Below are 21,371 nucleotides of genomic sequence, written 5' to 3'. Positions count from 1 at the left end.
ATCCCGCTCGACGACGGCGCCCTCGACGCCTTCGTCGCCTGTCCTGAAACGCCCGGCCGCCACCCGCCGATTCTCCTGCTCGCAGCGGCCGGGGAGGGCGATTCCGCCCGCTTCCGATGCGCCGGACGCCTATCCGCCCACAGTTTTTTCGTCCTCGCACCGGACATTTCGGCGCGTCGCGCGGACGACCGGCGCGACGCCGCTTCGGCGGCTCTCGATCATCTCGCCGACGAGCGGAACTGCGATGACGCGCGCGTGGGCGTGCTCGGTTTCGGAGCCGGCGCCGACCTCGCGCTGGAACTCGCGGCGCTCCGCGCCGAACGGGTCGCGGCCGTCGCGGCGTACGGCGGGCGCGGCTTCGGGCCGCGGCGAGCGCTGGAAATATCTTATAGAATCAATGGATTTGTCCGCCTCGGCTACCGCGTCGGCCACGTCTCCCGGCGCGTCGGCCTTCTGGAGACGGCGCTGACCCTCGCGGGCGTCCTCTTCGACACCGACCTCTACGAGAGCGAGCCGGAGGCGGCCGACCTCGCCGACCTCTTCGCCCGCACCCTGACGCCGGCGCCGGTCGTCGCGGCGCGCCCTGAGGCGCCCCCGAGGGCGCCGCAGGGGAAGGTCGGCTTCCCGACCTCCGACCCTGCCGGCCGCATCGCCGCTGGCGCGCGCCGGACTCCGCGCTAGGATGCGCCAAGCGACTCAGGTTTCGGCGACCCCCGCCGGGACGTCGCCTCACCATCACCAGCTGGGGGAGCCCATGGCCACCAAGAACACGAACGCCCTGCAGAAGCCTCTGACGCCCTCCGCCGAACTGGCTGCTGTCGTGGGCGCGGGCCAGCTTTCGCGCGGGGAAACCGTTTCGAAGATCTGGGACTACATCAAGAAGAACAACCTGCAGAATCCCGCGAACAAGCGCGAGATCCTGGCCGACGCCAAGCTGAAGCCGGTCTTCGGCGGCAAGGACAAGGTCAGCATGTTCGAGATGAACAAGCACCTGGCCGCCCACCTGAAGTAGGGCGACCGCGCAGCGCCCGCGTCGGCGCTGCCGCAGGGCATGCAAGAGACCTCGCGGGCCGTTCGCCTTGCGAGGTCTCTTCGCATCTGGGGCCTCTTTTCTTTTCCATGACCGACCGTCATAAGGGCCGGCCTTTCGAGACGGACGTCACGTGACCTCCCCCAATCGCGCCATCATCCTCGCCGCAGGGCAGGGCAAGCGGCTCCTGCCCCTCACCGAGGACCGCCCGAAGTGCCTCATCGAGCTCTCGGGCCGCACCCTGCTGGCCTGGCAGCTCCTGCGCCTGCAGGCGGCGGGCGTGCAGGAGGCGGTGATCGTCACCGGCTTCCGCGCCGACCAGGTCGAGGCCGAGGTCGCCCGGCTGGGGCTGACCATGCCGGTGCGCCTGGAGTTCAATCCGTTCTACACGGTCAGCGACAACACCGCCTCGTGCTGGATCGTGCGGGAAGCGTTCGACCGCGAGGTCCTGGTCCTGAACGGCGACACCCTGTTCGGCCCGGGCATCGCCGAGAAGCTGCTGGGGGCGGCGCCCGCCGACATAACGGTCACCATCGACCGCAAGCCCGCCTATGACGCCGACGATATGAAGGTGCTGACCGAGCAGGGCCGGCTGATCGCCATCGGCAAGACCATCACCGCCTACGACGCCGAGAGCATCGGCTTCCTGCGCTTCTCGCCCGCGGGCGCCCAGAAGTTCCGCGCCGGCGTCGAGCAGGTGCTGAGCCACCCCGAGGGCCTGCGCCGCTGGTACCTGTCGGTCATCGACGAACTCGCCCGCGCCGGCGTCGACGTGAAGGTGTGTTCCATCGAGGGGCTCGAATGGGGCGAAATGGACTTCCCCCAGGACGTCGACAACCTCACCCGCCTCAGCGCGGAGTGGGAGAGGCCGTGAGCCCTTCCCTCCCTTAATGGGGAGGGACAGGCCGCGAGCGGCCAGGGTGGGGTAGACCGGGCCGGAACTCCGCGCCAGCGGGTTAGCCAATCACGACACTCGGCGCTCCGGCCTGTACTTCCCCACCCTGCTCGCCTCCGGCGAGCTGTCCCTCCCCATTAAGGGAGGGAAGCCACGATCCGCCGCACCAGGTCGAGGTCGGCGGGCTTGTCCACGTCCACCGACGCGAGCCCGTACGGCGTCTCGACGATCGCGGCTTTCACGCCCGCCAGCGTCCCCAGCCGCGCCGCGGCGTCCTTCAGGGTCAGCCGCCCCAGGGCGTAGCGCGCCAGCATGCCGAGCCCCAGGATCTGCGCCTGCCGCCAGGGCCGCTTGCGCTCGGCTTCCACGCGCCGCCACAGGTCGACCACGCCCATCGCGCGCGCATTGGCCAGGTAGAAGAGGTTGCAGCCGCTCCAGTGGCCGTCGGCGAGCCTGATCCAGGTGCGCTCCGTTCCGGGCGCCGCCGCCTCCACCGTCGCCCGGGCCGCCACCAGCGCCGCCACGTCGGCCTCGGTGGGTACGTCGTCCAGGAACCGCCGCACCCAGTCGCCTTGCAGCAGCGCGTGGTCGGCGGTCGTCACCAGCAGCGGCGTGCCCAGGTGCTCGCCCGCGACCTTCACCGAGGCGCTCGGCCCGGCTTCCTCGTCGCGCACTTCGACGCCCAGCACGGCCGCCTCGGCCCGCACCTCCGGATGGCTCGACACCACCGCGATCCGCGCCGCGCCGGCGTCGCGCAGCGCCACGGCCACCCGCGACAGCAGCGTCCGCCCCTCGAGCCGGATCAGCGCCTTGTGCGTCGCCCCGCCGTAGGCCGCCACGGCGTCCGTCACACCCGCCCGCGACCCCGCCAGGATCAGGGCCGCAAAACCACTCATCAGAGCGCCTTCTCGTACAGCCGGTAGGTCTTGTAGACCTTGGCCCCGCCCGCATCGCAGATGCGGCGCATGGCGGTGTTGTCCTCCAGCACCCACGACAGCTCATAGCGGGCGTAGCCCAGCTTGCGCGCCGACTGGGCCACCGCGTCGATCAACTGGAAGGGCAGGAGTTGCCCGCGCAGCGTACTCGCGAACGTCCGCTTCACGCCCATCAGCGGCACGCGGCCGGTCTTCACGCCCTTCACCTTCAGCCGCCAGACCAGCTTGGCCCAGCCGAACGGGAACAGCTTGCCGCCCAGGTCGCGGATCGCCTCGTTGATGTTGGGCAGCAGAACCATGAAGCCCGCCGCCTCGCCGTCGATCTCGGCGAACCAGGTCAGCCGCGGATCGATCACCAGCTTCAGCGTGTTGGCCAGCGCCTGGGTCTCGGCCTCGGTGGTGGGCGTGAAGCCCCAGTTGCCGCTCCAGGCGTCGTTGAGGATGCCCGTCAGCGTGCGGACTTCGGCGTCGAACCGCTTCATGTCGAGCCGGCGCAGCACCACGCCGTCGGCCGCGCCCTTGCGCACCCGGCGCAGGATCGGCCCCGGCAGGTCGTCGGCCACGCTGCAGACGTAGGCGTAGATGTCCTTGGCCCGCGCATAGCCCGCGCCCTCGATCCGCGCCGGCGCATGGCGCGCGTCGTGGCTCATCATGAACATCGGCGGCGTGTCGTGGCCCTCGACCAGCAGGCCGACCTCCTCGTTGGTCGAGAGGTTCACCGGCCCCAGCGCCGTCCTGCAGCCGCGCTCGCGCAGCCACGCCTCGGCCGTCGCGAACAGGGCCTCGAACACCGCGGGATCGTCCTCGGCGGCGATCATGCCGAAGTGGCCGACGCCGTCCTTGGTCTGCGGGTTCAGGTGGTCGATCTGGGCGGAGATCCGGCCCACGTCGCGGCCATCCCGCACCGCGAGCCAGAACTGCACGTCGGCGTGGGCGAAGAAGGGGTTGCCCTTGGCGGTCAGCGACTCCTGCCGCTCGATCATCAGGGGGGGGACATAATTCTGGTCGCCCGCGCCGAGCCGCATGGGCACGCGGATGAACCGGTCGAGCTCGGCCTTCGAGCCCACCGGCACGATGCTGACGCCGCCCCCCAAGGCCGTCATCCCTCCTGGTAGATCAGCATGGTCAGCCCGAAGGCGGCGAACATCATGGGCGCCGCCCAGGCCGCCAGGATCGGCGGCGCGGCCCCGTTCTCGCCCAGGGCCGTGAACGCCCCGTCGAACACCATGAAGAGCAGCCCCGCCGCCAGGCACTGGACCAGCAGCGTCGCCCCGCCGCCGCGGAAGTTCGCCATCGCCACCGGGGCCGCCAGCAGCAGCATCACGATCGAGGCGATCGGCGCCGCCCAGGATCGCTGCAACTGGGTGTCGTAGTAGGTGCGGGGCCTCACGGAGAGGCCGCCCGCCAGCGCCCGGCTGGCCTCGGCCGGCGTCACGGTGGTCTGGCCGGCGGCCAGCGTGCGGATGTCGCCGGGCTTCAGGTTCTCGGTCCAGTCCATCGAGCGGGCCTGTCCCTCGGCGATGCTGCCGGTCCCCAGCGTCTCGAACCGGGGCTCGATCAGCCGCCAGCGGTCGTTCTCGTAGACGGCGGCCCGGGCGTCGGTCTTCTGCACCAGCCGCCCGGTCTGGTCGCGGCGGTAGATGGTCACCTTCTCGAGGCTGCGGCCGTCGGGATCGCGCGGCACGGCCACGACGATCTCGTCGCCGACGCGGAAGGTGAGGGGGTCGATGACCTTGGCGGGGTCCTTCGGCGTGCTTTTCTGCCACCATTCGGAGAGCGTCGCGTCGGTGCGGGGCGCGATCGCCATGCCGATGGCGAGCTGCACGACCACCAGCACGACCACCGCCGGGACCGACATCATCGTCACCCGATAGGCCGAGATGCCGGTGGAGCGCATGGCCGTCACCGCGCTGTCGCCCGCCAGCTTGGCGAAGGTGAAGAGCGATCCCGCCAGGGCCGCCAGCGGCGCGGCCTGTTCGATGAGCCGGGGCAGCCGCAGCATCGCGTAGTAGGCCACGCCCGCCGCCCCCAGCTTCCGGTCGAGGATCTCGGTGGTCACGTCGAGCAGGTCGAGGATCTGCAGGATGCCGACCAGCACGGCGAGCGCCGCCAGGATCCGCCCCGCCATCAGCTTCATCAGGTACTTCGGAAGCGTCATGCCGCGGGCGCCCCGACCTCGGCTCCGGCCCGCTTCAGCCGCACCTTCGCCGCCTGGCTCCCGATGTATTCCGTCAGCCGCCCGATCGGCGTCTCGCCGGGACGCTTGCGGCTGGTGATGAAGACCGTGAACGCGATGGCCGCGAAGCCGAAGAACGGCGCGCCGACCGCGATCTCGGGCGGCACGCGCCCGGTCTCCGCGAGCCCCTGGCCCAACTGGACGAGGTGGAAGAACGCCAGCAGCAGCAGGCCGCCCACGATGATCCCCGGCGCGCGTCCGCTCCGCTTCGCCGCCATGCCCAGCGGCACCGCGAGCAACGGCAGAAGCGGCAGCACCAGGGCCCGCGCCAGGCGGCCGTAGAGCTCGGCCAGCAGCGTCGCCTTCGGGATCACCGTGGCGCCGCTCTCGGCCTGGTCGGCCAGCTCGAACAGGGTGAGCTCCCGCTCGTCGCCACCCCGGGCGCGCAGCAGCTTGGCCGGTCCCTGGATCGGCAGTTGCATGGTGAAGTCCTGGAAGCTCAGGATCTCGGGCCGGCCCTGCTCGTTGTAGCGCAACTGCTGGCCGTTCTTGAGCTTGAGCTGCACGTTCTTGCCGTCGGCGGTGCGGCGCACCTCGGCCATGCCGGCGGTGGTGACCTCCTCGCGGCCCTTGTCGGTGATCCGGCGGATGAAGATGCGGCTGAGCTGCTGGCCCGCCGGGTCGGCCGCGTCCGTCGTCATCGTCAGGTCCTTCGACGGCAACAGGATGGTCTCGGCGGGCACCAGCCCGTTCCAGCCGGCGTTCTGCGCCGTGTGCAGCACCGCGCGGTAGGCGTAGCGGCTATAGGGTTGCAGGAACCCGAAGACGGCCAGGCTCACCACCGTCAGCGCCGCGGCCAGGCAGAGGTAGGGCGCCGCCAGCCGCGTCAGCGAGACGCCGGCCGCCAGGAGCGCGTCCACCTCGGACGCCTGGTTCATGCGGTTGACCACGATGACGAGCGCCAGGAAGAAGGCCGCCGGCAGCGTCAGGCCCACATAGTGCGGCACCAGGTTGACCGCGAGCTGCGCGACGAAGCCGAACCGGTCGCTGGAGGCCGACAGCATGTCGAGCAGGCGCAGCGTCCGCTCCAGCAGGAGCGCCAGCAGGGTCACCCCGGTCGCGCCCACCATCGGCCAGAAGGCCAGCCGGAGCAGATAGCGGTCGACGTGGCTCAACGGGGTCCCCCAGACAAGACTGGCATCGCCAGTCAGGCGCGCCAGCGGGCGGCGAAATCGGCGGCCAGCGCGGAGGCCTCCTCCTCGCTCAGGGCGACGTGCGACGCAAGGGCGGGCGGCCCCGGCCAGCCCGCGTCCGTGAAGGTGTGGCCGCCGTGCGTCCGCTCGCCCGGGTACCGCGGGAGCACATGGAAGTGAACGTCGGGGTCGACCATCATCAGCATCAGGTAGTTGATGCGTTCGTAGGCGACAGTGTGGCGAAGCAGCGCCTCGACGCCGTCGACCGCGTCCTTCAGGTCGGCGAACGCACCTGGCGACAGGTCGGAAAACGCCGTCGCCTCTTCCTTGCAGACCAGGACCAGCGCGCCGAACGTCGGCTGCTGCGGCCGCACCAGCACCAGCCAGTGCGCGGTCTCGGCGACCAGGGTGTCCGGGTGGCCGAACTTGCGGGCGGTCGCGTTGGTCACGGAGAATCCCTGGCGTCGGCGGGGAGGCGATCATAGGGGCGGCCCCCGCGAGGCGAAAGCTGTAAGCCAGTTGATTTCGCCGCAATCTACTTGCAGACTGCAATCAGTTGATGAGGACCTCGAATGACGCTCGCGCTCTACGGCCATCCCTTCTCGTCCTATACGCAGAAGGCCCTGATCGCCCTCTACGAGAACGACACCCCGTTCGAGTTCCGTGAGATCGGCCCCGACACGCCTGAGAACGCGGCCGAGTGGATGCGCCGCTGGCCGCTGGCCAAGTTCCCCATGCTGCTCGACGGTGACCGCCATGTGGTCGAGACCAGCATCATCGTCGAATACCTGCAGCTCAAGCATCCCGGCCCGGTGCGCCTCATCCCGGACGACCCGATGGCGGCCCTGGACGTGCGCTTCCTCGACCGGTTCTTCGACATCCACGTGATGGACGCCCAGCAGGTCGCCGTCGCGTCAAAGCTCGGACACATCCCGATGAAGAGCGAGGACGGCCTCGCGCTCGCCGTCCAGCGCCTGGAGCGGGCCTATGCCTGGCTCGACGGCCATCTCGCCGACGGCCGCACCTGGGCCGCGGGCGAGGCCTATACGATGGCCGACGCCGCCGCCTCGATGTCGCTGTTCTACGCCGACTGGGTCCACCAGATCCCCGAGGCCTACCCGAACGTCCGCGCCTACCGCGCCCGCCTCCTGGCCCGCCCGTCCTTCGCCCGCTGCGTCGAGGAAGCCCGCTACTTCCGCCCCTACTTCCCGCTCGGCGCGCCGGATCGCGACTAGGCGGGCAGCTTCTTCGCCCAGTCGCGCACGATGGTGGCGAACCGCTCGGGCTGCGAGGCGTGCATCGCGTGCGCCGCGTCGGGCAGGGAGACGTAGTCGAAGGACTGGCCGGCCCGCTTGATGATCTCGCCCGCCTGCCTGGCCTGCAGGTCGGTCAGCGCGCCCACCAGCCGCCCCGTCGCCGGGTCCGCCGTGCGGCCGTGGTGCGTCATCAGCACCGGGACCTTCACCGCCGCCAGCATGCGCTCGTGGCGGCAGCTCGCCGCCACCGTGCCCTCGACGTGGGCGCGGCCCCACTCGGGGTCGTATTCCTTGAGGTTCTGCGGCGGCTCGGCCGGACCCGGGAAGCGCTTGCGCATGCCCGCCCAGTCGCCGACGCCCCATTGGTCGCCCAGGAAGGTCGCGAAGTTCTGGAAGACCGGCCCCACGATGGTCTGGCGCACCGACGGCCCGAACGCCGGCGTCAGTTCCGAGGCGAACAGCGGCGGGTCCTCGTAGATCGCGCCGCGCAACTGGCCGGGCAGGGCGTAGGCCGAGAGCCAGCACGACAGCACCCCGCCCGACGAGCAGCCGCTGGTCACCACCCGGCGCTTGATCACGGTGGCGACGAACCGCGTCAGGTCGTTGCCCATGTTGTCCAGCGTGTAGCGGCCCGGCGTCCAGGTGCTGCGGCCCTGGCCGCGCAGGTCCACCGCATAGACCTGGAAGTCGGCCTCCAGCAGCTTGATCGCCGCCTCGTAGCCCCACCACGATTCCGTCTGGCCGGGGATCAGGAGCAGCGCCGGCTTCGAGGCCGGGCCGGCGACCACGTAGTTCATCTGCACTTCGCCGAGGTCGGCCGTCCTCTCGGGGTAGGCGTGGGCCACGAACGTCGGCTTGTAGCTCGAGTCCGCCGCGCGCCCCGGCACGCCCGCGGCCAGGGGCGGGGCCGCCGCCGACGACGCCTGGGCTATCGCCTGCGTGGCCGCCGCGGCGGCCGGCGCCGCGATCGCCGTTCCGACCAGGGCGCGCCGCGTGCCGCCCGTCCGCTTCGCCGTGTTCATCCAGGCCTCCCCCTCGTTCTGGCCGACTGTATCGTCAAGGCCCGCGCATCCGGAAGCCCGCTGGGCTGACGCCCGGGCAATCCTGCGTCATGCTCGCCGCGGAGAAGCGCGCCCGAAGGCGCCCCCGCGAATCCAGGGAGGAGGCGGCCATGTCGCAGGGTCTGTTCAGCGACCTTCTGGTCATCGATTGCGCGAGCTTCATCGCCGGCCCGGCCGCGGCCACGGTGCTCAGCGACTACGGCGCCCGCGTCATCAAGATCGAGCCGCCGGTCATCGGCGACGCCTACCGCAACCTCTTCCGACTGCGCGGCACGCCCGACGACATCGACTACTTCTGGGCGCTGGACTCCCGCAACAAGGAGAGCCTGGCGCTCGACCTGCGCCGCCCCGAGGCGCAGGCGGTCCTGCAGACCCTGGTGAAGCAGGCCGACGTCTTCATCACCAACATCCCGTTCCCGGCCCGCGAGCGCCTGGGCGTCCGCGCCGGCGACCTGATGCCGTTGAACAGGCGCCTGATCTACGCCTCGCTGTCGCCCTACGGCGAGCACGGGCCGGAACGCGACCGCACGGGGTTCGACGCCACCGTCTGGTGGGCGCGCTCGGGCCTGATGGACATGGTCCGCCCGACCCCGGAGGCCGAGGCCGCCCCGTCGATGCCCGGCATGGGCGACCACCCGACCGCCATGGCCATGTACGGCGCCATCGTCACCGCGCTCTACAAGCGCATCTCGACCGGAGAGGGCTCGGAAGTCAGCACCTCGCTGCTCGCCAACGGCCTGTGGGCCAACGGTTGCCAGGTGCAGGCCGCGCTGTGCGGCTACGAGCTCGCCGCCCGGCCCAGGCGCGGCGAGCGAGGCGCGCTCAACGAGATGTATCGTTCGGCCGACGGCCGCGACTTCGTGATCGCCAGCACCAACCCCGCCCGCGACTGGCCGCTGCTGGCCGCCGCCGTGGGCCACGCCGAATGGCTGGAGGACCCGCTCTTCGCCACCCCCGAGGCGCGGCTGATGAACGGCCCGGAGCTGGTCCGCCGCTTCGACGAGATGTTCGCCGCCCAGCCCTATGCCCACTGGGCGAAGATGCTGTCGGACGGCGACGTCACCTTCGGCATCGTCGGCACCATCTACGACCACTTCGCCGACGCGCAGATCGAGGCCAACGGCCTGTTCCCCGAGTTCGCCGAGCACTGGCTGCGCACCGTCGACAGCCCGTTCCAGATCGCGGGCGAGACCAAGTTCCAGCCGCGCATGGCCCCCGGCATCGGCGAGCACACCCGCGCGCTGCTGGAAGAGTTCGGCTGCTCCCCCGCCGAGATCGAGGCCCTGGCGGCGGAGTAGTCGGACCCCGCGCCGAGCGCACGGAGTTCGGGGCGAGTGTCGGCGCCGGCGGCTCCCGTTCGTCGTTGCGACAGGACACGGCCTCGACGGAGCCTTTCGCGACCAGCTCGCGGCGTTCACCGCGAGCCGGACGGCCCCGTGACCCGGACGTAGTAGCCGTCGGGATCGCTGACCCGGAAGTCGGTCAGTCCCCAGGGTTGCGCCACCAGCGCCGACACCTCGGCCCGCCGGGACGCCCGCGCGTGCAGGGCCGCGACGTCCTCGACCACGACCACCAGTTCGACGCCCAGCCCCACCGGATGGCCCGGTCGCGGGCGGGCAGGGTGGCTCTCGGGAAGCTGCGCCGCCGCGTTCAGGCCCAGCACCGCGCCCTCGCGGCCGATCGACGTGTAGCCGCCGGGCGCCGCGCGCAGCACCTCGAAGCCCAGCACGTCGCGGTAGAAGGCGACCGAACGCGCCACGTCGGCGACGAACAGCTCGACCCGCAGGCCCGGCCGCTCGGTCTCCGTATCCCGCTCGCCGCCGGCGCTCATGCGCGCAGGATCTTCGCCATCGCCTTGCCCTTGGCGAGCTCGTCGATGAGCTTGTCGAGGTAGCGGATCTCCCGCATCAGCGGCTCCTCGATCGCCTCGACGCGCACGCCGCAGACCACGCCCGTGATCGCGGCCCGCGCCGGGTTCAGCCGCGCCTCGGCGAAGAAGGTCTCGAAGTCGGTTTTCCTTGCGATCCGCGCCTCCAGCTCGGCCTGGGTGAAGCCGGTCAGCCAGCGGACGATCTCGTCCACCTCGGCCCTGGTGCGCCCCTTCCGCTCCGCCTTGGCGACGTAGTGCGGGTAAACGCTCGCGAAGCTGGTCGTGTAGATTCGATGCCTGGTCGCCTGCACGGCCTTCTCCACGTCGCCCCGGACAGCTAGCACCCGGCGCCCTCTGGAGGTCCAGCCTCCAATCTGCTAGCAATATGCAATCGGTTTGAGGGAGCCACGCATGATCACCGTCTGGGGCGGACAGACCTCGCGATCGATCCGGGTCGTCTGGGTGCTGGAGGAGATGGGCCTGCCGTACGAGATCAGGCAGGTCGACATGCTGGCCCCGGTGCAGGATCCCGCGTTCCTGGCGGTGAACCCGGCGAACTACATCCCGGCGATCCAGGATGGCGGCGTGACCATGATCGAGTCCGTCGCGATCATGGAATACCTGATGGGCCGCTACGGCCCGACGCCGCTCGCGCCCGCGCCGGGAGATCCCGCGTTCGCGGCCTACCAGCAGTTCCTGCACCTGGGCGAAGCGGGCCTCGCGACCCTGATGATGCCGGTAGTGGTCAGCCGCTTCCTCGCCCCGGAGGCCGAGCGCGAAAACTGGGGCGCGACGTGGGCGCGGGAATGCGTCGAGCGCCGGCTGGACCTGGTCCGCGCCCGGCTCGCCCGTGCGCCCTACATGGCGGGCGAAGCCTTCACCGCGGCCGACATCTCGGTGACCTACGCCCTCAACCTGGGCGGCAAGCACGCCGGCTTCGCCCTGGGCGACGCCGAGCAGGCCTATATCGCCCGCACCACCGCCCGCGACGCGTTCAAGCGCGCCATGGAACGCTCCCACGAGGGCCTGGCGCCGGCCTGACCCTTCGGAGGGGAGGGCGATATCGGGCTCGCGACATGACCTGCCACATCCCTGCCGCGATGCTGCGCGAACGGAGCGACATGCGCGCGTTCCTCCTCGCCCCCGTTCTCCTGGCCCTGCCGGCGGCGGTCCACGCCGAGCCTGTGCAGGAGGCGCGGTCGGCCACCGGCGCCTGCCTGTCGGCGATCATCGACAATGCGCCGGTGGAGGACATCGACGGCGACGACGTGACCATCCGGCGCGGCGCGGACCCGGTGAGCTGCACGGTGCGGGTGATGGCCGGCGAGCCCGTGCTGATCCGCGACGCGGTGATGGTGGCCCTGAAACGGAGGGACGAGGTCTTCAGTCCGGCGAAGACGCGGTGGGAGCCGGGCCAGTGGGCGTCGCGCGAGACGTTCTGCAACATCCCGGGGCGCCGCGCCTTCGCGGCCTTCCTGTCGACCGCCAAGCCAGGGCTGCAACCCGTGGCGACGGTGACCGTGTTCGAGACAAAGGAGCGTGACCCGCGCTGCGACCGGGACGCCGGAGTCCAGACGATCGCCGCCGCCGAGCCGCCGCCCACCGCGCTGGCGGCCGAGGAGCGGACGGCGCCCGAACCCACGCTGCTGCCCGTCGCGCCCAAGCCCGAGAAGGCGAAGAAGAAGGGCCTGCGCGAACGGCTGGGGCTGGGGAAGAAGGACTAGCCGCGGCGACAGGATCGAGGCCTGCTGGCCACCACCGGCGCCGCCGGGGAAATTCACGGGACCTCAGGGCGCGGCCTTGGCCGAGGCGGCTTCGCGCTCCGCGGCGCGGCCGCCGGCGAGGATGTTGGTCAGCGCGTAGTTGCCCTCGTGGCAGGCGTATTCGAAGGTCCGCACGCTGGTCGCGCGGTAGGGGTGCTCGGCGCGCCAGGGCCGGGTGTAGTTGGCCGCGTCCTCGACGACGAAGCTGTAGATCAGCTCGCCGGGCGCGGTGCGGGTGAAGCGCTCGATGATGCGGGCGCCGGACGAGAGCGGGATCCAGTCGCCGGCGTTCCAGCGCCAGCGGTCCTTGGGGTTCAGGTTGGTGGTCTCGACGACGAGGGTGTCGCCTTCCCAGCGCCCGACGCTGTCGCCCATCCAGGGGCGGATGACGGCCGGGAGGTGCGGAACGTTCAGGCGGATGATCCGCACCTCGTGGTTCTGCTCGCCCGAGAGCACGACCGCGTCGCGGGTCTGGACGATCAGCAGGTGGTCGCGGTTGGTGATCGGGGCGGCCACGCCCCCGCCGCCGCCCAGCAGGCAGCGCTCGTCGAACGGGCGGCTCTCGGGGTCGTCGTAGACCTCCTCGTCCTTCAGCGCCTTCTCGGCGGCGGCGCGGCTCTGCGGCGTGAAGGGCAGGCGGCCGTCGGCGGGGTCGACGATCTGCGACGAGCGGATCTCGCCGCGCACGCGGGCGAGGCCGTTGGGCTTCTCGAAGCGGTCGTCATCCTGGACGTCGTCGAGCTCGGGCGCCGGCGCGTTCGGATCGACGGGGGCGATGACCTTCTCGTAGCGGCCGTAGCGCTTCTTCTCGTAGGCGGCGGCCTCGTAGGGCGTGGCGACCAGCGCGGCGAACCCCTTGGGCCGCTGCAGGATCGTCATCGAGTCGTTGTCCCACTGGCCTTGCAGGTCGGGCTGGCCGTAGGCGGTGCGCGGGGCGCGATAGGTCTCAGCCTGCGCGGGCAGGGCGAGGGCGAGGACCGCGATGGCCAACCTTCCCGCCGTCATCCCGCGGCTTGTCCGCGGGACCCATGATCGCGGGCGCAGGGCGGTGACCCGCAGCGTCGCCGCCCTGAGCATGTCCTGCACCTCGGAGTTCATGGGTCCTGCGGACAAGCCGCGGGATGACGAACTACGCGTTGCGCGCCATCAGGCCTCCGTCAACGGGAATGGTGACGCCGGTGATGTAGGACGACGCCGGCAGGCACAGGCTGAGCGTCACGTGGGCGACTTCCTCGGGGCGGCCATAGCGGCGCATGGCGGTGCGGCGTCGGGCGTAGGTCTGCTTATCGGCGTCGGGGATGGCGGCGGTCATGCCGGTCATGATCGGGCCGGGGCAGACGCAGTTGACGGTGATGCCTTCCGGCCCGAGCTCGACGGCGAGCGCGCGGGTGAGGCCGGTGACGCCCGCCTTGGCGGCCGAGTAGGGGCTGTCGCGGCTGGTGGCGCCCAGGGCCTCGGTGGAGGCGATGTTGACGATGCGCGGCGCGGTCGACTTGCGCAGGTGGGGCAGGGCGGCGCGGATGATGCGCTGGTGGGCGGTGAGCAGCACCGAGACGGCGCGGTCCCAGACGGCGTCGTAGTCGGCCGAGTCGATCGGCGAGAAGGCCGAGACGCCCGCGTTGTTCACGACGCTGTCCAGGCCGCCGAAGCGCGCCACGATCTCGGAGATGACCTGCCTGATCGACTCCGGGTTCGAGACGTCGAGCGCCCAGGCGTGGGCCGAATAGCCCTTCGCGATCAGTTCGTCGGCGACCGGCTGGGCGGTGTCCAGCGACAGGTCGGTGACGGCGACGTGGGCGCCGTCGGCGGCGAATACCCCGGCGGTGGCCTTGCCCATGCCGCTGCCCGCGCCGGTCACCAGCGCGACCAGGCCCCGGACACTTCTCATCTCGCTTCTGCCTTCACTCATGCCCCTACCGTCCCTGGAACACCGGCTCGCGCTTCTCCATGAAGCTGGCGACGCCTTCCTTGTGGTCCTCCGTCTGCATGAGCAGGCGGATCTTCTCGATGGCCCAGGCCCCGATCTCGCGCGGGTCGCCGTAGGCATATTTGCTGAGGCCCGCCTTCAGGTGGCGCACGGCCAGCGGCGGGTTGGCGGCGATCCGGCCGGCCAGCGCGCGGGCGGCCGGCAGCAGGTCGTCGTGCGGGGTGACCCGGGTGACGAGGCCGATGCGCAGGGCCTCGGCGGCGTCGAGGATGTCGCCCGTGAACAGCAGCTCGGCGGCCTTGGCGGGGCCGACGATGGCGGGCAGGCGGTAGAATCCGCCCACGTCGCAGACCAGGCCGCGCTTCACGAACAACTCGCCGAACTTCGCCCTTTCGGAAGCGATGCGGATGTCGGCGAAGAGCGCTAGCTCCATGCCCCAGCCGACGGCCGCGCCGTTGACGGCGGCGATGATCGGCTTGTCGCACTCCAGCGCCGCCATGGCCGCGGGCGTGGCCGTGAAGGTCACGGGCAAGGGCGCGCGGGAGACGGGCTTCGGGCCGGCCATGATCTCGCCGACGTCGTCGCCGGAGCAGAAGGCGGGGTCGGCGCCGGTGAGGATCACGCAGCGGACCTCGGGGTCGGCGGCGGCCGCGCGCAGGCTCTGCTCCAGTTCGTCGTAGGCCGGGAAATTGAGCGCGTTGCGCCGGTGCGGCCGGTTCAGGGTGATGGTGGCGACGTGGCCCTCGAGCGTCACCAGCGTGTGCTCGAACCGCGCGCTCTTCCCGGTCAGCGAGACCATGGCGCTCCTCCGTGGCGGCGACTGTTCGCCCGGCGCCGGGGCAGGTCAACGGTGACGCGGGGTCAGGCTTGCCACGCTTCTGCGGCGGGGGAACATGGCGCGCTTCGGAGGGAGACGCCGCATGCCGCAATTCCGCACCATCGACGCGGGCCAGGCGAACATCCGCGTGGCGGTGAAGGGCGAGGGGCCGCTGGTGCTGATGGTCCACGGCTTCCCGGAGAGCTGGTACTCGTGGCGCCACCAGATGGGGCCGGTCGCCGAGGCCGGCTATACGGCCGCAGCCATCGACGTCCGCGGCTACGGCGGCTCGGACAAGCCGCATGCCATCGAGGCTTACGACATGGAAAGCCTGACCGCCGACGTGGCGGGGGTGGCCAGGGCGCTGCAGCCGGACGCGCCGGCGATCCTGTTCGGCCACGACTGGGGCGCACCGATCGTCTGGAACACGGCGCTCTCGCGGCCCGAGGCGATCCGCGCGGTGGCGGGGCTCTCGGTGCCGTTCACGGGCGTGCCGCAGCGGCCCTTCACGGATATCTTCAAGGAGCTGTTCACCGACAAGGGCCTCTTCTTCTACCAGGCCTGGTTCCAGGAGGTGGGGCCGCCCGAGGCGGAGGCGGAGAAGGACGTCCGAGACTTCCTGCGCAAGTTCTACTTCGGCATCGCCGGCGAGGCGCCCGACGGGTCGTGGCCGATGAAGAAGCACGGCGCGAGCCTGCTGGAGGGGATGAAGGACCCGGGCCAGTTCCCCGCCTGGCTGACGGCGGAGGACCTCGACTACTACGTGGGCGAGTTCGAGGCCTCGGGCTTCCGCGGACCGATCAGCCGCTACCGCAACCACGAGCGCGACTTCGCCTGGCTGCAGCAGTTCCAGGGACGCAAACTCGACATGCCGACGCTGCTGATCGGCGGCGACCGCGACCCGGCGTTCAACGGCTTCGGCCGCATCGCCGACCCCGGCGCGCTGATGAGGACGCAGGCCACCGACCTGCGCGGCGTCCACGTGCTGCCGGGCTGCGGGCACTGGACCCAGCAGGAGCGGCCGACCGAAGTGAACACCATCCTCGTCGACTGGCTGAAGGGACTCTGAATCGATGGCCGACCTCGAACTGCGCCAGGACGGCGACGTCATCTGGGCGACGATGAACCGGCCCGAGCGGCTGAACGCGCTCAGCCGCAACCTGGTGAAGGAACTGCGCGACTTCTTCGTGGGGCTCTACTGGCGCAAGGACGTGCGGGTGGTGGTGCTGACCGGCGCCGGGAACGCCTTCTGCGCGGGCCTGGACCTGAAGGAGAGCACCGGCAGCGGCAACCGCGACGGCCGCCGCTCGATCGGCGCGGGCCTGACCAGCCAGCGCGAGATCAGCGAGATCGTCATCGCCATGCGCCGCTGCCCGCAGCCGATCGTCGCCTGCGTGAACGGGGCGGCGGCCGGCGGCGGCTTCGCCCTGGCGCTCGCCAGCGATATCCGGATCGCGACGCCGAACGTGCGCATGAACGCCGCCTTCATCCGCATCGGGCTCACGGCCTGCGACATCGGGGTGAGCTACTTCCTGCCGCGGATGGTCGGGGCCTCCATCGCCGCGGAGTACATGCTGACCGGCCGCTTCATCGACGCCAAGCGCGGCCACGAACTGGGGCTGATCAACAAGGTGGTCGAGAAGGACGCTCTGGAGGCCGAGGCGCAGGGCTATGTCGACGACATGCTGCACGCCACCCCGCTGGGCCTGCGGCTGACCAAGGAGTGCCTGAACCACGCCATCGACGCCCAGGGGCTGGAGGCCGCCATCGCCATGGAGGACCGCAACCAGATCCTGGCGAGTTCGGACGGCGACTTCGGCGAGGGCGTCGCGGCCTTCCTGGAAAAGCGCAAGCCGGTGTATTCGCGGCGGGAGGGGTAGGATGGGATCGCTGATCATGCTCCCTTCCCCCTTGCGGGGAAGGGCTGGGGATGGGGGTGTCAACGCCGCGCCCTCCGCAGCGCACCCCCACCCCCGACCCCTCCCCGCAAGGGGGAGGGGAGCCCGGGGAGGTGGCGCATGATCGAGCTCTGGCACTGTCCCGACGCCCGCTCGTTCCGGCCGTTGTGGGCGCTGGAGGAGCTGGGGCTGGACTACGCGCTGCACCTGCTGCCGTTCCCGCCGCGGGTGCGCGAGCCGGCGTACCTGGAGGTCAATCCGCTGGGCACTATCCCGGCGCTGAGGGACGGCGACACCTTCATGACCGAGAGTGCGGCGATCGTGCAGTACCTCTGCACCCGCTACGGCCCGAGCGACCTGGCCGTGCCGGTCGAGGACCCGGCCTATGGCGCGTGGCTGAACTGGCTGCATTTCGGCGAGGCGACGCTGACGTTCCCGCAGACGCTGGTGCTGCGCTACCGGCAGTTCGAGCCGGGCAAGGCCGAGGTGGTGGCCGACGACTACGCCCAATGGTTCCTGAGCCGCCTGCGCCAGGTGGACCGGGCGCTGGCCGACGGACGGGAGCACCTCTGCGCGGGCCGGTTCACGGGCGCCGACATTTCCGTGGCTTACGCGCTTCTCCTCGCAAGGCAGCTCAAGCTGGACGCGAAGTTCTCGCCGGCCATCCAGGCCTACTGGGACCGGGTGTCGGCGCGCCCCGCCTTCCTGGCCGCCAAGCGGGCGCAGAAGATGGACCTCTCGGAGGCGCTGTCGTCATGATCGCCCCGCCGTTCGGCTAGCGGGCCACCTCCTCGGCCACCAGGTCGGCGTGGGAGGCGTGGAGGAAGCGGCCGCCGTCGGCGACGCGGACCACGCGGTGGCCGGGCAGGGCCGCCTCCCAGAGCGCGTCGGCGTCGCCGGGGCGGTAGAGGACGTCGTGGGCGCCGACGATGCGGGTCCAGTTGGCGGCGTCGGGCAGGCGGGGCGGGTTCCAGTTCAGGTAGATGCGCTGGTCGTTGACGAAGCCCCAGGTGGTCTGGAGCGGCGCCAGGCGGGCGGATTCCACGTAGTCCTCCACCACCTGCGGGTTCTGCATGACCGCCATGTCGGGCTTGCTGCCCTTCAGGGCGTCGCGGGTCAGGCGCTCGTAGACCTGCGGCGTGGCGCGCTGGGCGAGGAAGCGGCCGAGCGGTTCGATCAGGTGCGGGTGCTTCACGAAGAGCCGCTTGGCGCCGTTCAGGAACCCGTCCCAGCGGCTGTCGACGTCGTAGGGCGTGAACGGGTTGATCAGCACCGCGCGGGAAAGGCGCTCGGCGTGATGCAGGCCGAGGTCGAGGGCGATGCTCTCGCCGCCGCGCGAGAGCAGGCGCACCCGCTTGAAGCCGTAGGCGTCGAGAAGGGTGAGGACATCGTTCAGGCCGGTGGCCTCGGGATCGCGCTCGGGCGGGTCGGTGAGGCCGAAGCCCGGCCGCTCGACGGCGAGGGGACGCAGGCCCCTGGCCTGGAGCGCGCGCACGAGGCCGCGGTCGAGCAGGCTGCCCGTGGTGGCGCTGTGGAAGAGCAGCGTGGGCTCGCCGCTGGCGGGGCCGAAGTCGGAGAGGGCGATGCGGCCCGGCTGGTCGCGGCGGTTCAGGAAGCGGAGCGGCCGCAGCGCGCCCCACGACGCCGCCACCGCGAGGTTCGGATTGTCCGCCAGGCCCAGCAGCACGGCGGCCTCGGTGGTCATGCGGCTGAGGTCGGTGGCGCTGCGCAGGCGGAAGCGCTCGTAGAGGGCGGCGAGCTCGTCCTTCATGGCGTGCTCGCTGATCCGCAGCGTCCCGGCCGCTTCGCTGCGGGTGAGGCCCAGCGCGAGCAGGACGCAGGCGCCGGCCGCGCGCTCGGACAGCCCCAGCGCGGCCTGGAGCTGCGGCGCCTGGCTGAGCCGCAGGTCGCCGCCCCCCACCGCGGCGTGGACGAGGCGCACGAGGTCGGTCTGGCGCGTGGCGCGGGCCTTGCGGAGCGCCTGCTGGAGCGCCTTGCGGGCGGTCTCGTAGCCCGTGCCGGCGAGCCGCGCGCCCGCGATGAGGTCGCCGGCCGAGATCAGGCCGAGGGTGGTGCGCGCTTCCAGCGGGGTGAGCCGCCAGCTCGCCAGGGCGCGTTCGGCCAGGGCGCGGTCCTCGAACGGCCGGTAGGCGACGGCGACGAAGGCCGCGCCCTCGCAGGCGGCGCGCGCCGCGTCGGGCAGCGGCCAGCCGGTGGCGTCGACGGGTCGGCCCAGCAGGAGCACCGTCGTCGCGCCGTCGCGCGCGCCCACGGCCACCAGCCCGGGCTGTCGCGTCCCGGCCAGCCAGTCGGCGGCGGCGGCCTCGACGTCGTCCGGGTCGAACCACTCGGCGAAGCGCGCGTCGCAGCCGCCGGCGCCGCCGTCGCGGAGGAAGGCGGCCCAGGCGAGCGCGGTGGCGGGCAGGGTCACGGGCGCGCCGCCCGCTTCCGGGCGGGCGGGTTCGATCGAGACGTCGACGGCCTTCAGGAACCGGGCCGCTTCCTCGTCTCCGCCTTCGAGGTCCGCTGCCGTACGTGTCATGCTCGGCGATTGGACCCGTCCGGCGCGGTGGATTCAAGGCGCTTCCCGCAGGCGTTGACGTGGCGTCCCCGTTGAACGGGCTCGCGGCTGGCGTAGGCTCGCGCCCGACCAGCCCCGGCCGGGCGGAGGGGACCGCGCGCGATGACCGCCGAGATCATCCTGCACCACTACGACACCTCGCCGTTCTCGGAGAAGGTGCGGCTGATGCTGGGCGTCAAGGGGCTTAGCTGGCGCTCGGTGATCCAGCCGGTGATCATGCCGAAGCCCGACCTGATCCCCCTGACCGGCGGCTACCGGCGCATCCCGGTCATGCAGATCGGGGCCGACGTCTACTGCGACAGCCAGGCGATCCTGGCCGAGATCGAGCGGCGGCACCCGAAGCCCGCGGTGGTGCGCGGCGCCGACTGGGCGGTGAACCTCTGGGCCGACCGGACGTGGTTCCAGGCCAGCGTGGCGGTGATCTTCGCCGAGATCGGGGACAGCATCCCGAAGGAGTTCGCCGAAGACCGCGAGAAGCTGTCGGGCCGGCCGTTCGACGTGCAGGCCATGAAGGCCGCGGCCCCGTTCGCGCGGGCGCAGTGGCGGGCGTTCGCGGCCTGGGTCGAGGATGGGCTGGCGGACGGTGACTTCCTGGGCGGATCGACGCCGTCGCTGGCCGACGTGGCGGCCTGGATGAACGTCTGGTGGGCCGGCGGCGCGGCGCGCAAGGCGACGGAGGAGCTGCTGGCAGGCTTCGATCGGACGAAAGCCTGGGCCGAGCGCGTCCGCGGCATCGGTCACGGCAAACGGAGCGAGATGCAGCCTTCCGAGGCGGTCGCCATCGCCGCAAGGTCCGAGCCCAGCGACGACGTGGCCTGCGATCCCAACGACCCGTCGGGCGTGAAGAAGGGCGACCGGGTGGTCGTGCAGGCCGACGACTACGGGCGCGATCCCGTCGAGGGCGTGCTGGTGGGGCTGTCCAGGGACCGCGTGACCCTGGCCCGCGAATGCGGCGAGCTGGACGTCGCGCATGTGCATTTCCCGCGCGCGGGCTACGTGCTCGCGAAGCGCTGACTGAGAGGAAGACGACGATGAACGACCGCGTGAGCATCACCATCGAAGGCGGTGTCGCCGACGTGCGCCTCAACCGCGCCGACAAGATGAACGCCCTGGACAACGCCATGTTCGAAGGGCTGATCCTGGCCGGCGAGCGGCTGAAGCGCGAGCCGGGCCTCAGGGCCGTCGTGCTGTCGGGCGAGGGCAAGTCGTTCTGCGCGGGCCTGGACACCTCGAACTTCGGTGCGATGGCGTCGGGCGGCCGGCGCGAGGGCCAGAGCAGCGCCGGCGGCGACCTCGTCACCGCCAACCGCACGGCCGGCGGCTCGAACCGGGCGCAGCACGCGGTGATGGTGTGGCGCGAGATTCCCGTGCCGGTGATCGCGGCGGTGCATGGCGTGGCCTACGGCGGCGGCTACCAGCTCCAGCTCTCGGCCGACCTGCGCTTCGTCGCGCCGGATGCGAAGCTGTCGGTGTTCGAGATCCGCTGGGGCCTGATCCCGGACATGGCGGGCATGGCGCTGCTGCGCGGGCTGGTGCGTGACGACATCGCGCGCGACCTGACCTATTCGGGCCGCATCTTCTCGGGCGAGGAGGCGCTGCAGATGGGCCTGGCGACCCGTGTCTGCGTCGATCCGCGCGCCGAGGCCCTGGCCTATGCGAAGGAAGTGGCCGCCAAGAACCCGCACGCGATCCGCGCGGCGAAGCGGCTGCTGAACATGGCCGACGAGGCCAGCAAGTCCGAGATCCTGATCGAGGAGAGCCGCGAGCAGGTGGCGCTGATCAGTTCGCCGAACCAGGTGGAGGCCGTGATGGCCAACATGCAGAAGCGGGCGCCGACCTTCGCCGACACCGAGGTCGAGACCCCGGCGCCGGTTCCGTTCGGCGCCAACTAGCGCGCAGCGTGATGAGGGGTCGCGCGAGCCTCTCAGCTTCGTTGGCGCGCAAGCGCCGTTTTGATTCAAACCACGGA

24 protein-coding genes are annotated in these 21,371 nt (G+C 71.4%); 12 read left to right on the top strand and 12 right to left on the bottom strand.

The window, feature by feature from the left end:
- The 3 genes from KF737_RS21720 to KF737_RS21710 all read left to right on the top strand — a co-directional run.
- A partial coding sequence (locus KF737_RS21720; RefSeq protein ID WP_296460398.1) for a dienelactone hydrolase family protein occupies nucleotides 1–681 on the top strand: 681 nt, incomplete at its 5' end.
- Nucleotides 682–754: 73 nt separating this feature from the next.
- Nucleotides 755–1,012: an SWIB/MDM2 domain-containing protein gene (locus tag KF737_RS21715; protein WP_296460396.1), complete on the top strand. Its 258-nt coding sequence runs from the start codon at nucleotides 755–757 to the stop codon at nucleotides 1,010–1,012.
- 151 nt (nucleotides 1,013–1,163) lie between these two features.
- A complete protein-coding gene (locus KF737_RS21710; protein ID WP_296460393.1) occupies nucleotides 1,164–1,904 on the top strand; it encodes a phosphocholine cytidylyltransferase family protein in 741 nt (246 codons plus the stop codon).
- 158 nt (nucleotides 1,905–2,062) lie between these two features.
- Here the strand turns inward: KF737_RS21710 and KF737_RS21705 are convergent, their stop codons facing one another.
- Genes KF737_RS21705 through KF737_RS21685 form a run of 5 tightly spaced genes read right to left on the bottom strand, consistent with a single transcriptional unit; the run spans nucleotide 2,063 to nucleotide 6,678 of the window.
- On the bottom strand, nucleotides 2,063–2,821 hold the full coding sequence (locus tag KF737_RS21705) for a nucleotidyltransferase family protein (RefSeq protein ID WP_296460391.1): 759 nt from the start codon (nucleotides 2,819–2,821) through the stop codon (nucleotides 2,063–2,065).
- Nucleotides 2,821–3,963, bottom strand: coding sequence for a dATP pyrophosphohydrolase (locus tag KF737_RS21700; RefSeq protein WP_296460389.1), 1,143 nt, complete (start codon nucleotides 3,961–3,963; stop codon nucleotides 2,821–2,823). Before KF737_RS21700 ends, KF737_RS21705 begins: the two co-directional genes overlap by 1 nt.
- Complete coding sequence (locus KF737_RS21695) at nucleotides 3,960–5,018, bottom strand: LptF/LptG family permease (protein ID WP_296460386.1); 1,059 nt, start codon at nucleotides 5,016–5,018, stop codon at nucleotides 3,960–3,962. Before KF737_RS21695 ends, KF737_RS21700 begins: the two co-directional genes overlap by 4 nt.
- The gene (locus KF737_RS21690) at nucleotides 5,015–6,211 is read right to left on the bottom strand and encodes an LptF/LptG family permease (RefSeq protein WP_296460384.1); all 1,197 of its coding nucleotides are present in this window, start codon (nucleotides 6,209–6,211) and stop codon (nucleotides 5,015–5,017) included. Before KF737_RS21690 ends, KF737_RS21695 begins: the two co-directional genes overlap by 4 nt.
- A 32-nt stretch (nucleotides 6,212–6,243) precedes the next feature.
- Nucleotides 6,244–6,678, bottom strand: coding sequence for an HIT family protein (locus tag KF737_RS21685; RefSeq protein ID WP_296460381.1), 435 nt, complete (start codon nucleotides 6,676–6,678; stop codon nucleotides 6,244–6,246).
- A 123-nt stretch (nucleotides 6,679–6,801) separates the two neighbouring features.
- On the opposite strand from KF737_RS21685, the gene KF737_RS21680 reads away from it, so the two are divergent.
- Nucleotides 6,802–7,464, top strand: coding sequence for a glutathione S-transferase family protein (locus KF737_RS21680; RefSeq protein WP_296460378.1), 663 nt, complete (start codon nucleotides 6,802–6,804; stop codon nucleotides 7,462–7,464).
- Here the strand turns inward: KF737_RS21680 and KF737_RS21675 are convergent.
- On the bottom strand, nucleotides 7,461–8,507 hold the full coding sequence (locus KF737_RS21675; protein ID WP_296460376.1) for an alpha/beta hydrolase: 1,047 nt from the start codon (nucleotides 8,505–8,507) through the stop codon (nucleotides 7,461–7,463). The two genes, KF737_RS21680 and KF737_RS21675, sit on opposite strands and share 4 nt — an antisense overlap.
- A gap of 149 nt (nucleotides 8,508–8,656) precedes the next feature.
- Between KF737_RS21675 and KF737_RS21670 the strand changes: the two genes are divergently transcribed.
- Nucleotides 8,657–9,844 carry a CaiB/BaiF CoA-transferase family protein gene (locus tag KF737_RS21670; protein WP_296460373.1) on the top strand — a complete coding sequence of 396 codons (1,188 nt, stop codon included), beginning with the start codon at nucleotides 8,657–8,659 and terminating at the stop codon, nucleotides 9,842–9,844.
- 116 nt (nucleotides 9,845–9,960) lie between these two features.
- Here KF737_RS21670 and KF737_RS21665 read toward each other — a convergent pair whose 3' ends face one another.
- Nucleotides 9,961–10,377 carry a VOC family protein gene (locus KF737_RS21665; protein ID WP_296460370.1) on the bottom strand — a complete coding sequence of 139 codons (417 nt, stop codon included), beginning with the start codon at nucleotides 10,375–10,377 and terminating at the stop codon, nucleotides 9,961–9,963.
- Nucleotides 10,374–10,760 (bottom strand): DUF2200 domain-containing protein, encoded by a 387-nt coding sequence (locus KF737_RS21660; protein ID WP_296460367.1) that lies wholly within the window; start codon nucleotides 10,758–10,760, stop codon nucleotides 10,374–10,376. Before KF737_RS21660 ends, KF737_RS21665 begins: the two co-directional genes overlap by 4 nt.
- 67 nt (nucleotides 10,761–10,827) lie before the next feature.
- Between KF737_RS21660 and KF737_RS21655 the strand changes: the two genes are divergently transcribed.
- Together KF737_RS21655 and KF737_RS21650 are read left to right on the top strand one after the other, a co-directional pair.
- The gene (locus KF737_RS21655; RefSeq protein WP_296460363.1) at nucleotides 10,828–11,457 is read left to right on the top strand and encodes a glutathione S-transferase family protein; all 630 of its coding nucleotides are present in this window, start codon (nucleotides 10,828–10,830) and stop codon (nucleotides 11,455–11,457) included.
- Between the two features lie 80 nt (nucleotides 11,458–11,537).
- On the top strand, nucleotides 11,538–12,140 hold the full coding sequence (locus tag KF737_RS21650; protein WP_296460360.1) for a hypothetical protein: 603 nt from the start codon (nucleotides 11,538–11,540) through the stop codon (nucleotides 12,138–12,140).
- Nucleotides 12,141–12,203: 63 nt separating this feature from the next.
- On the opposite strand, the gene KF737_RS21645 is transcribed toward KF737_RS21650, so the two are convergent.
- The 3 genes from KF737_RS21645 to KF737_RS21635 form a co-directional block, all read right to left on the bottom strand.
- A complete protein-coding gene (locus KF737_RS21645) occupies nucleotides 12,204–13,169 on the bottom strand; it encodes a hypothetical protein (protein ID WP_296460357.1) in 966 nt (321 codons plus the stop codon).
- Between the two features lie 139 nt (nucleotides 13,170–13,308).
- Nucleotides 13,309–14,067, bottom strand: coding sequence for an SDR family NAD(P)-dependent oxidoreductase (locus KF737_RS21640; protein WP_296460354.1), 759 nt, complete (start codon nucleotides 14,065–14,067; stop codon nucleotides 13,309–13,311).
- Between the two features lie 25 nt (nucleotides 14,068–14,092).
- Entirely contained in the window at nucleotides 14,093–14,905 is an 813-nt protein-coding gene (locus KF737_RS21635) for an enoyl-CoA hydratase-related protein (protein WP_296460351.1), read from the bottom strand.
- Nucleotides 14,906–15,026: 121 nt separating this feature from the next.
- Here KF737_RS21635 and KF737_RS21630 point away from each other — a divergent pair, with 121 nt between their 5' ends.
- The 3 genes from KF737_RS21630 (at nucleotide 15,027) to KF737_RS21620 (ending at nucleotide 17,580) form a co-directional block, all read left to right on the top strand.
- Entirely contained in the window at nucleotides 15,027–15,992 is a 966-nt protein-coding gene (locus KF737_RS21630) for an alpha/beta hydrolase (protein ID WP_296460348.1), read from the top strand.
- A gap of 4 nt (nucleotides 15,993–15,996) precedes the next feature.
- Nucleotides 15,997–16,803 carry an enoyl-CoA hydratase-related protein gene (locus tag KF737_RS21625; RefSeq protein ID WP_296460345.1) on the top strand — a complete coding sequence of 269 codons (807 nt, stop codon included), beginning with the start codon at nucleotides 15,997–15,999 and terminating at the stop codon, nucleotides 16,801–16,803.
- Between the two features lie 138 nt (nucleotides 16,804–16,941).
- Nucleotides 16,942–17,580: a glutathione S-transferase family protein gene (locus KF737_RS21620; protein ID WP_296460342.1), complete on the top strand. Its 639-nt coding sequence runs from the start codon at nucleotides 16,942–16,944 to the stop codon at nucleotides 17,578–17,580.
- A 16-nt stretch (nucleotides 17,581–17,596) separates the two neighbouring features.
- On the opposite strand, the gene KF737_RS21615 is transcribed toward KF737_RS21620, so the two are convergent.
- On the bottom strand, nucleotides 17,597–19,363 hold the full coding sequence (locus KF737_RS21615) for an alpha/beta hydrolase (RefSeq protein WP_296460335.1): 1,767 nt from the start codon (nucleotides 19,361–19,363) through the stop codon (nucleotides 17,597–17,599).
- A gap of 141 nt (nucleotides 19,364–19,504) precedes the next feature.
- Here KF737_RS21615 and KF737_RS21610 point away from each other — a divergent pair, with 141 nt between their 5' ends.
- Together KF737_RS21610 and KF737_RS21605 are read left to right on the top strand one after the other, a co-directional pair.
- Nucleotides 19,505–20,416: a glutathione S-transferase family protein gene (locus tag KF737_RS21610; protein ID WP_296460332.1), complete on the top strand. Its 912-nt coding sequence runs from the start codon at nucleotides 19,505–19,507 to the stop codon at nucleotides 20,414–20,416.
- A 17-nt stretch (nucleotides 20,417–20,433) separates the two neighbouring features.
- Nucleotides 20,434–21,294 carry a crotonase/enoyl-CoA hydratase family protein gene (locus KF737_RS21605; protein WP_296460330.1) on the top strand — a complete coding sequence of 287 codons (861 nt, stop codon included), beginning with the start codon at nucleotides 20,434–20,436 and terminating at the stop codon, nucleotides 21,292–21,294.
- Nucleotides 21,295–21,371: the final 77 nt, after the last annotated feature.

This window comes from Phenylobacterium sp. (assembly GCF_019636135.1).
Taxonomy (GTDB): Bacteria; Pseudomonadota; Alphaproteobacteria; order Caulobacterales; family Caulobacteraceae; genus Phenylobacterium.
This window is presented reverse-complemented; position numbering and strand designations above follow the sequence as displayed.

Excerpts from the sequence above, each read along its gene's own strand:
- KF737_RS21675 (WP_296460376.1), bottom strand. The coding sequence starts at position 8,507 with ATGAACACGGCGAAGCGGACGGGCGGCACGCGGCGCGCCCTGGTCGGA.
- KF737_RS21655 (WP_296460363.1), top strand. The coding sequence starts at position 10,828 with ATGATCACCGTCTGGGGCGGACAGACCTCGCGATCGATCCGGGTCGTC.
- KF737_RS21695 (WP_296460386.1), bottom strand. The coding sequence starts at position 5,018 with ATGACGCTTCCGAAGTACCTGATGAAGCTGATGGCGGGGCGGATCCTG.
- KF737_RS21620 (WP_296460342.1), top strand. The coding sequence starts at position 16,942 with ATGATCGAGCTCTGGCACTGTCCCGACGCCCGCTCGTTCCGGCCGTTG.
- KF737_RS21700 (WP_296460389.1), bottom strand. The coding sequence starts at position 3,963 with ATGACGGCCTTGGGGGGCGGCGTCAGCATCGTGCCGGTGGGCTCGAAG.
- KF737_RS21650 (WP_296460360.1), top strand. The coding sequence starts at position 11,538 with ATGCGCGCGTTCCTCCTCGCCCCCGTTCTCCTGGCCCTGCCGGCGGCG.
- KF737_RS21630 (WP_296460348.1), top strand. The coding sequence starts at position 15,027 with ATGCCGCAATTCCGCACCATCGACGCGGGCCAGGCGAACATCCGCGTG.
- KF737_RS21615 (WP_296460335.1), bottom strand. The coding sequence starts at position 19,363 with ATGACACGTACGGCAGCGGACCTCGAAGGCGGAGACGAGGAAGCGGCC.
- KF737_RS21610 (WP_296460332.1), top strand. The coding sequence starts at position 19,505 with ATGACCGCCGAGATCATCCTGCACCACTACGACACCTCGCCGTTCTCG.
- KF737_RS21625 (WP_296460345.1), top strand. The coding sequence starts at position 15,997 with ATGGCCGACCTCGAACTGCGCCAGGACGGCGACGTCATCTGGGCGACG.
- KF737_RS21635 (WP_296460351.1), bottom strand. The coding sequence starts at position 14,905 with ATGGTCTCGCTGACCGGGAAGAGCGCGCGGTTCGAGCACACGCTGGTG.
- KF737_RS21680 (WP_296460378.1), top strand. The coding sequence starts at position 6,802 with ATGACGCTCGCGCTCTACGGCCATCCCTTCTCGTCCTATACGCAGAAG.
- KF737_RS21605 (WP_296460330.1), top strand. The coding sequence starts at position 20,434 with ATGAACGACCGCGTGAGCATCACCATCGAAGGCGGTGTCGCCGACGTG.
- KF737_RS21670 (WP_296460373.1), top strand. The coding sequence starts at position 8,657 with ATGTCGCAGGGTCTGTTCAGCGACCTTCTGGTCATCGATTGCGCGAGC.
- KF737_RS21705 (WP_296460391.1), bottom strand. The coding sequence starts at position 2,821 with ATGAGTGGTTTTGCGGCCCTGATCCTGGCGGGGTCGCGGGCGGGTGTG.
- KF737_RS21640 (WP_296460354.1), bottom strand. The coding sequence starts at position 14,067 with ATGAGAAGTGTCCGGGGCCTGGTCGCGCTGGTGACCGGCGCGGGCAGC.
- KF737_RS21715 (WP_296460396.1), top strand. The coding sequence starts at position 755 with ATGGCCACCAAGAACACGAACGCCCTGCAGAAGCCTCTGACGCCCTCC.
- KF737_RS21665 (WP_296460370.1), bottom strand. The coding sequence starts at position 10,377 with ATGAGCGCCGGCGGCGAGCGGGATACGGAGACCGAGCGGCCGGGCCTG.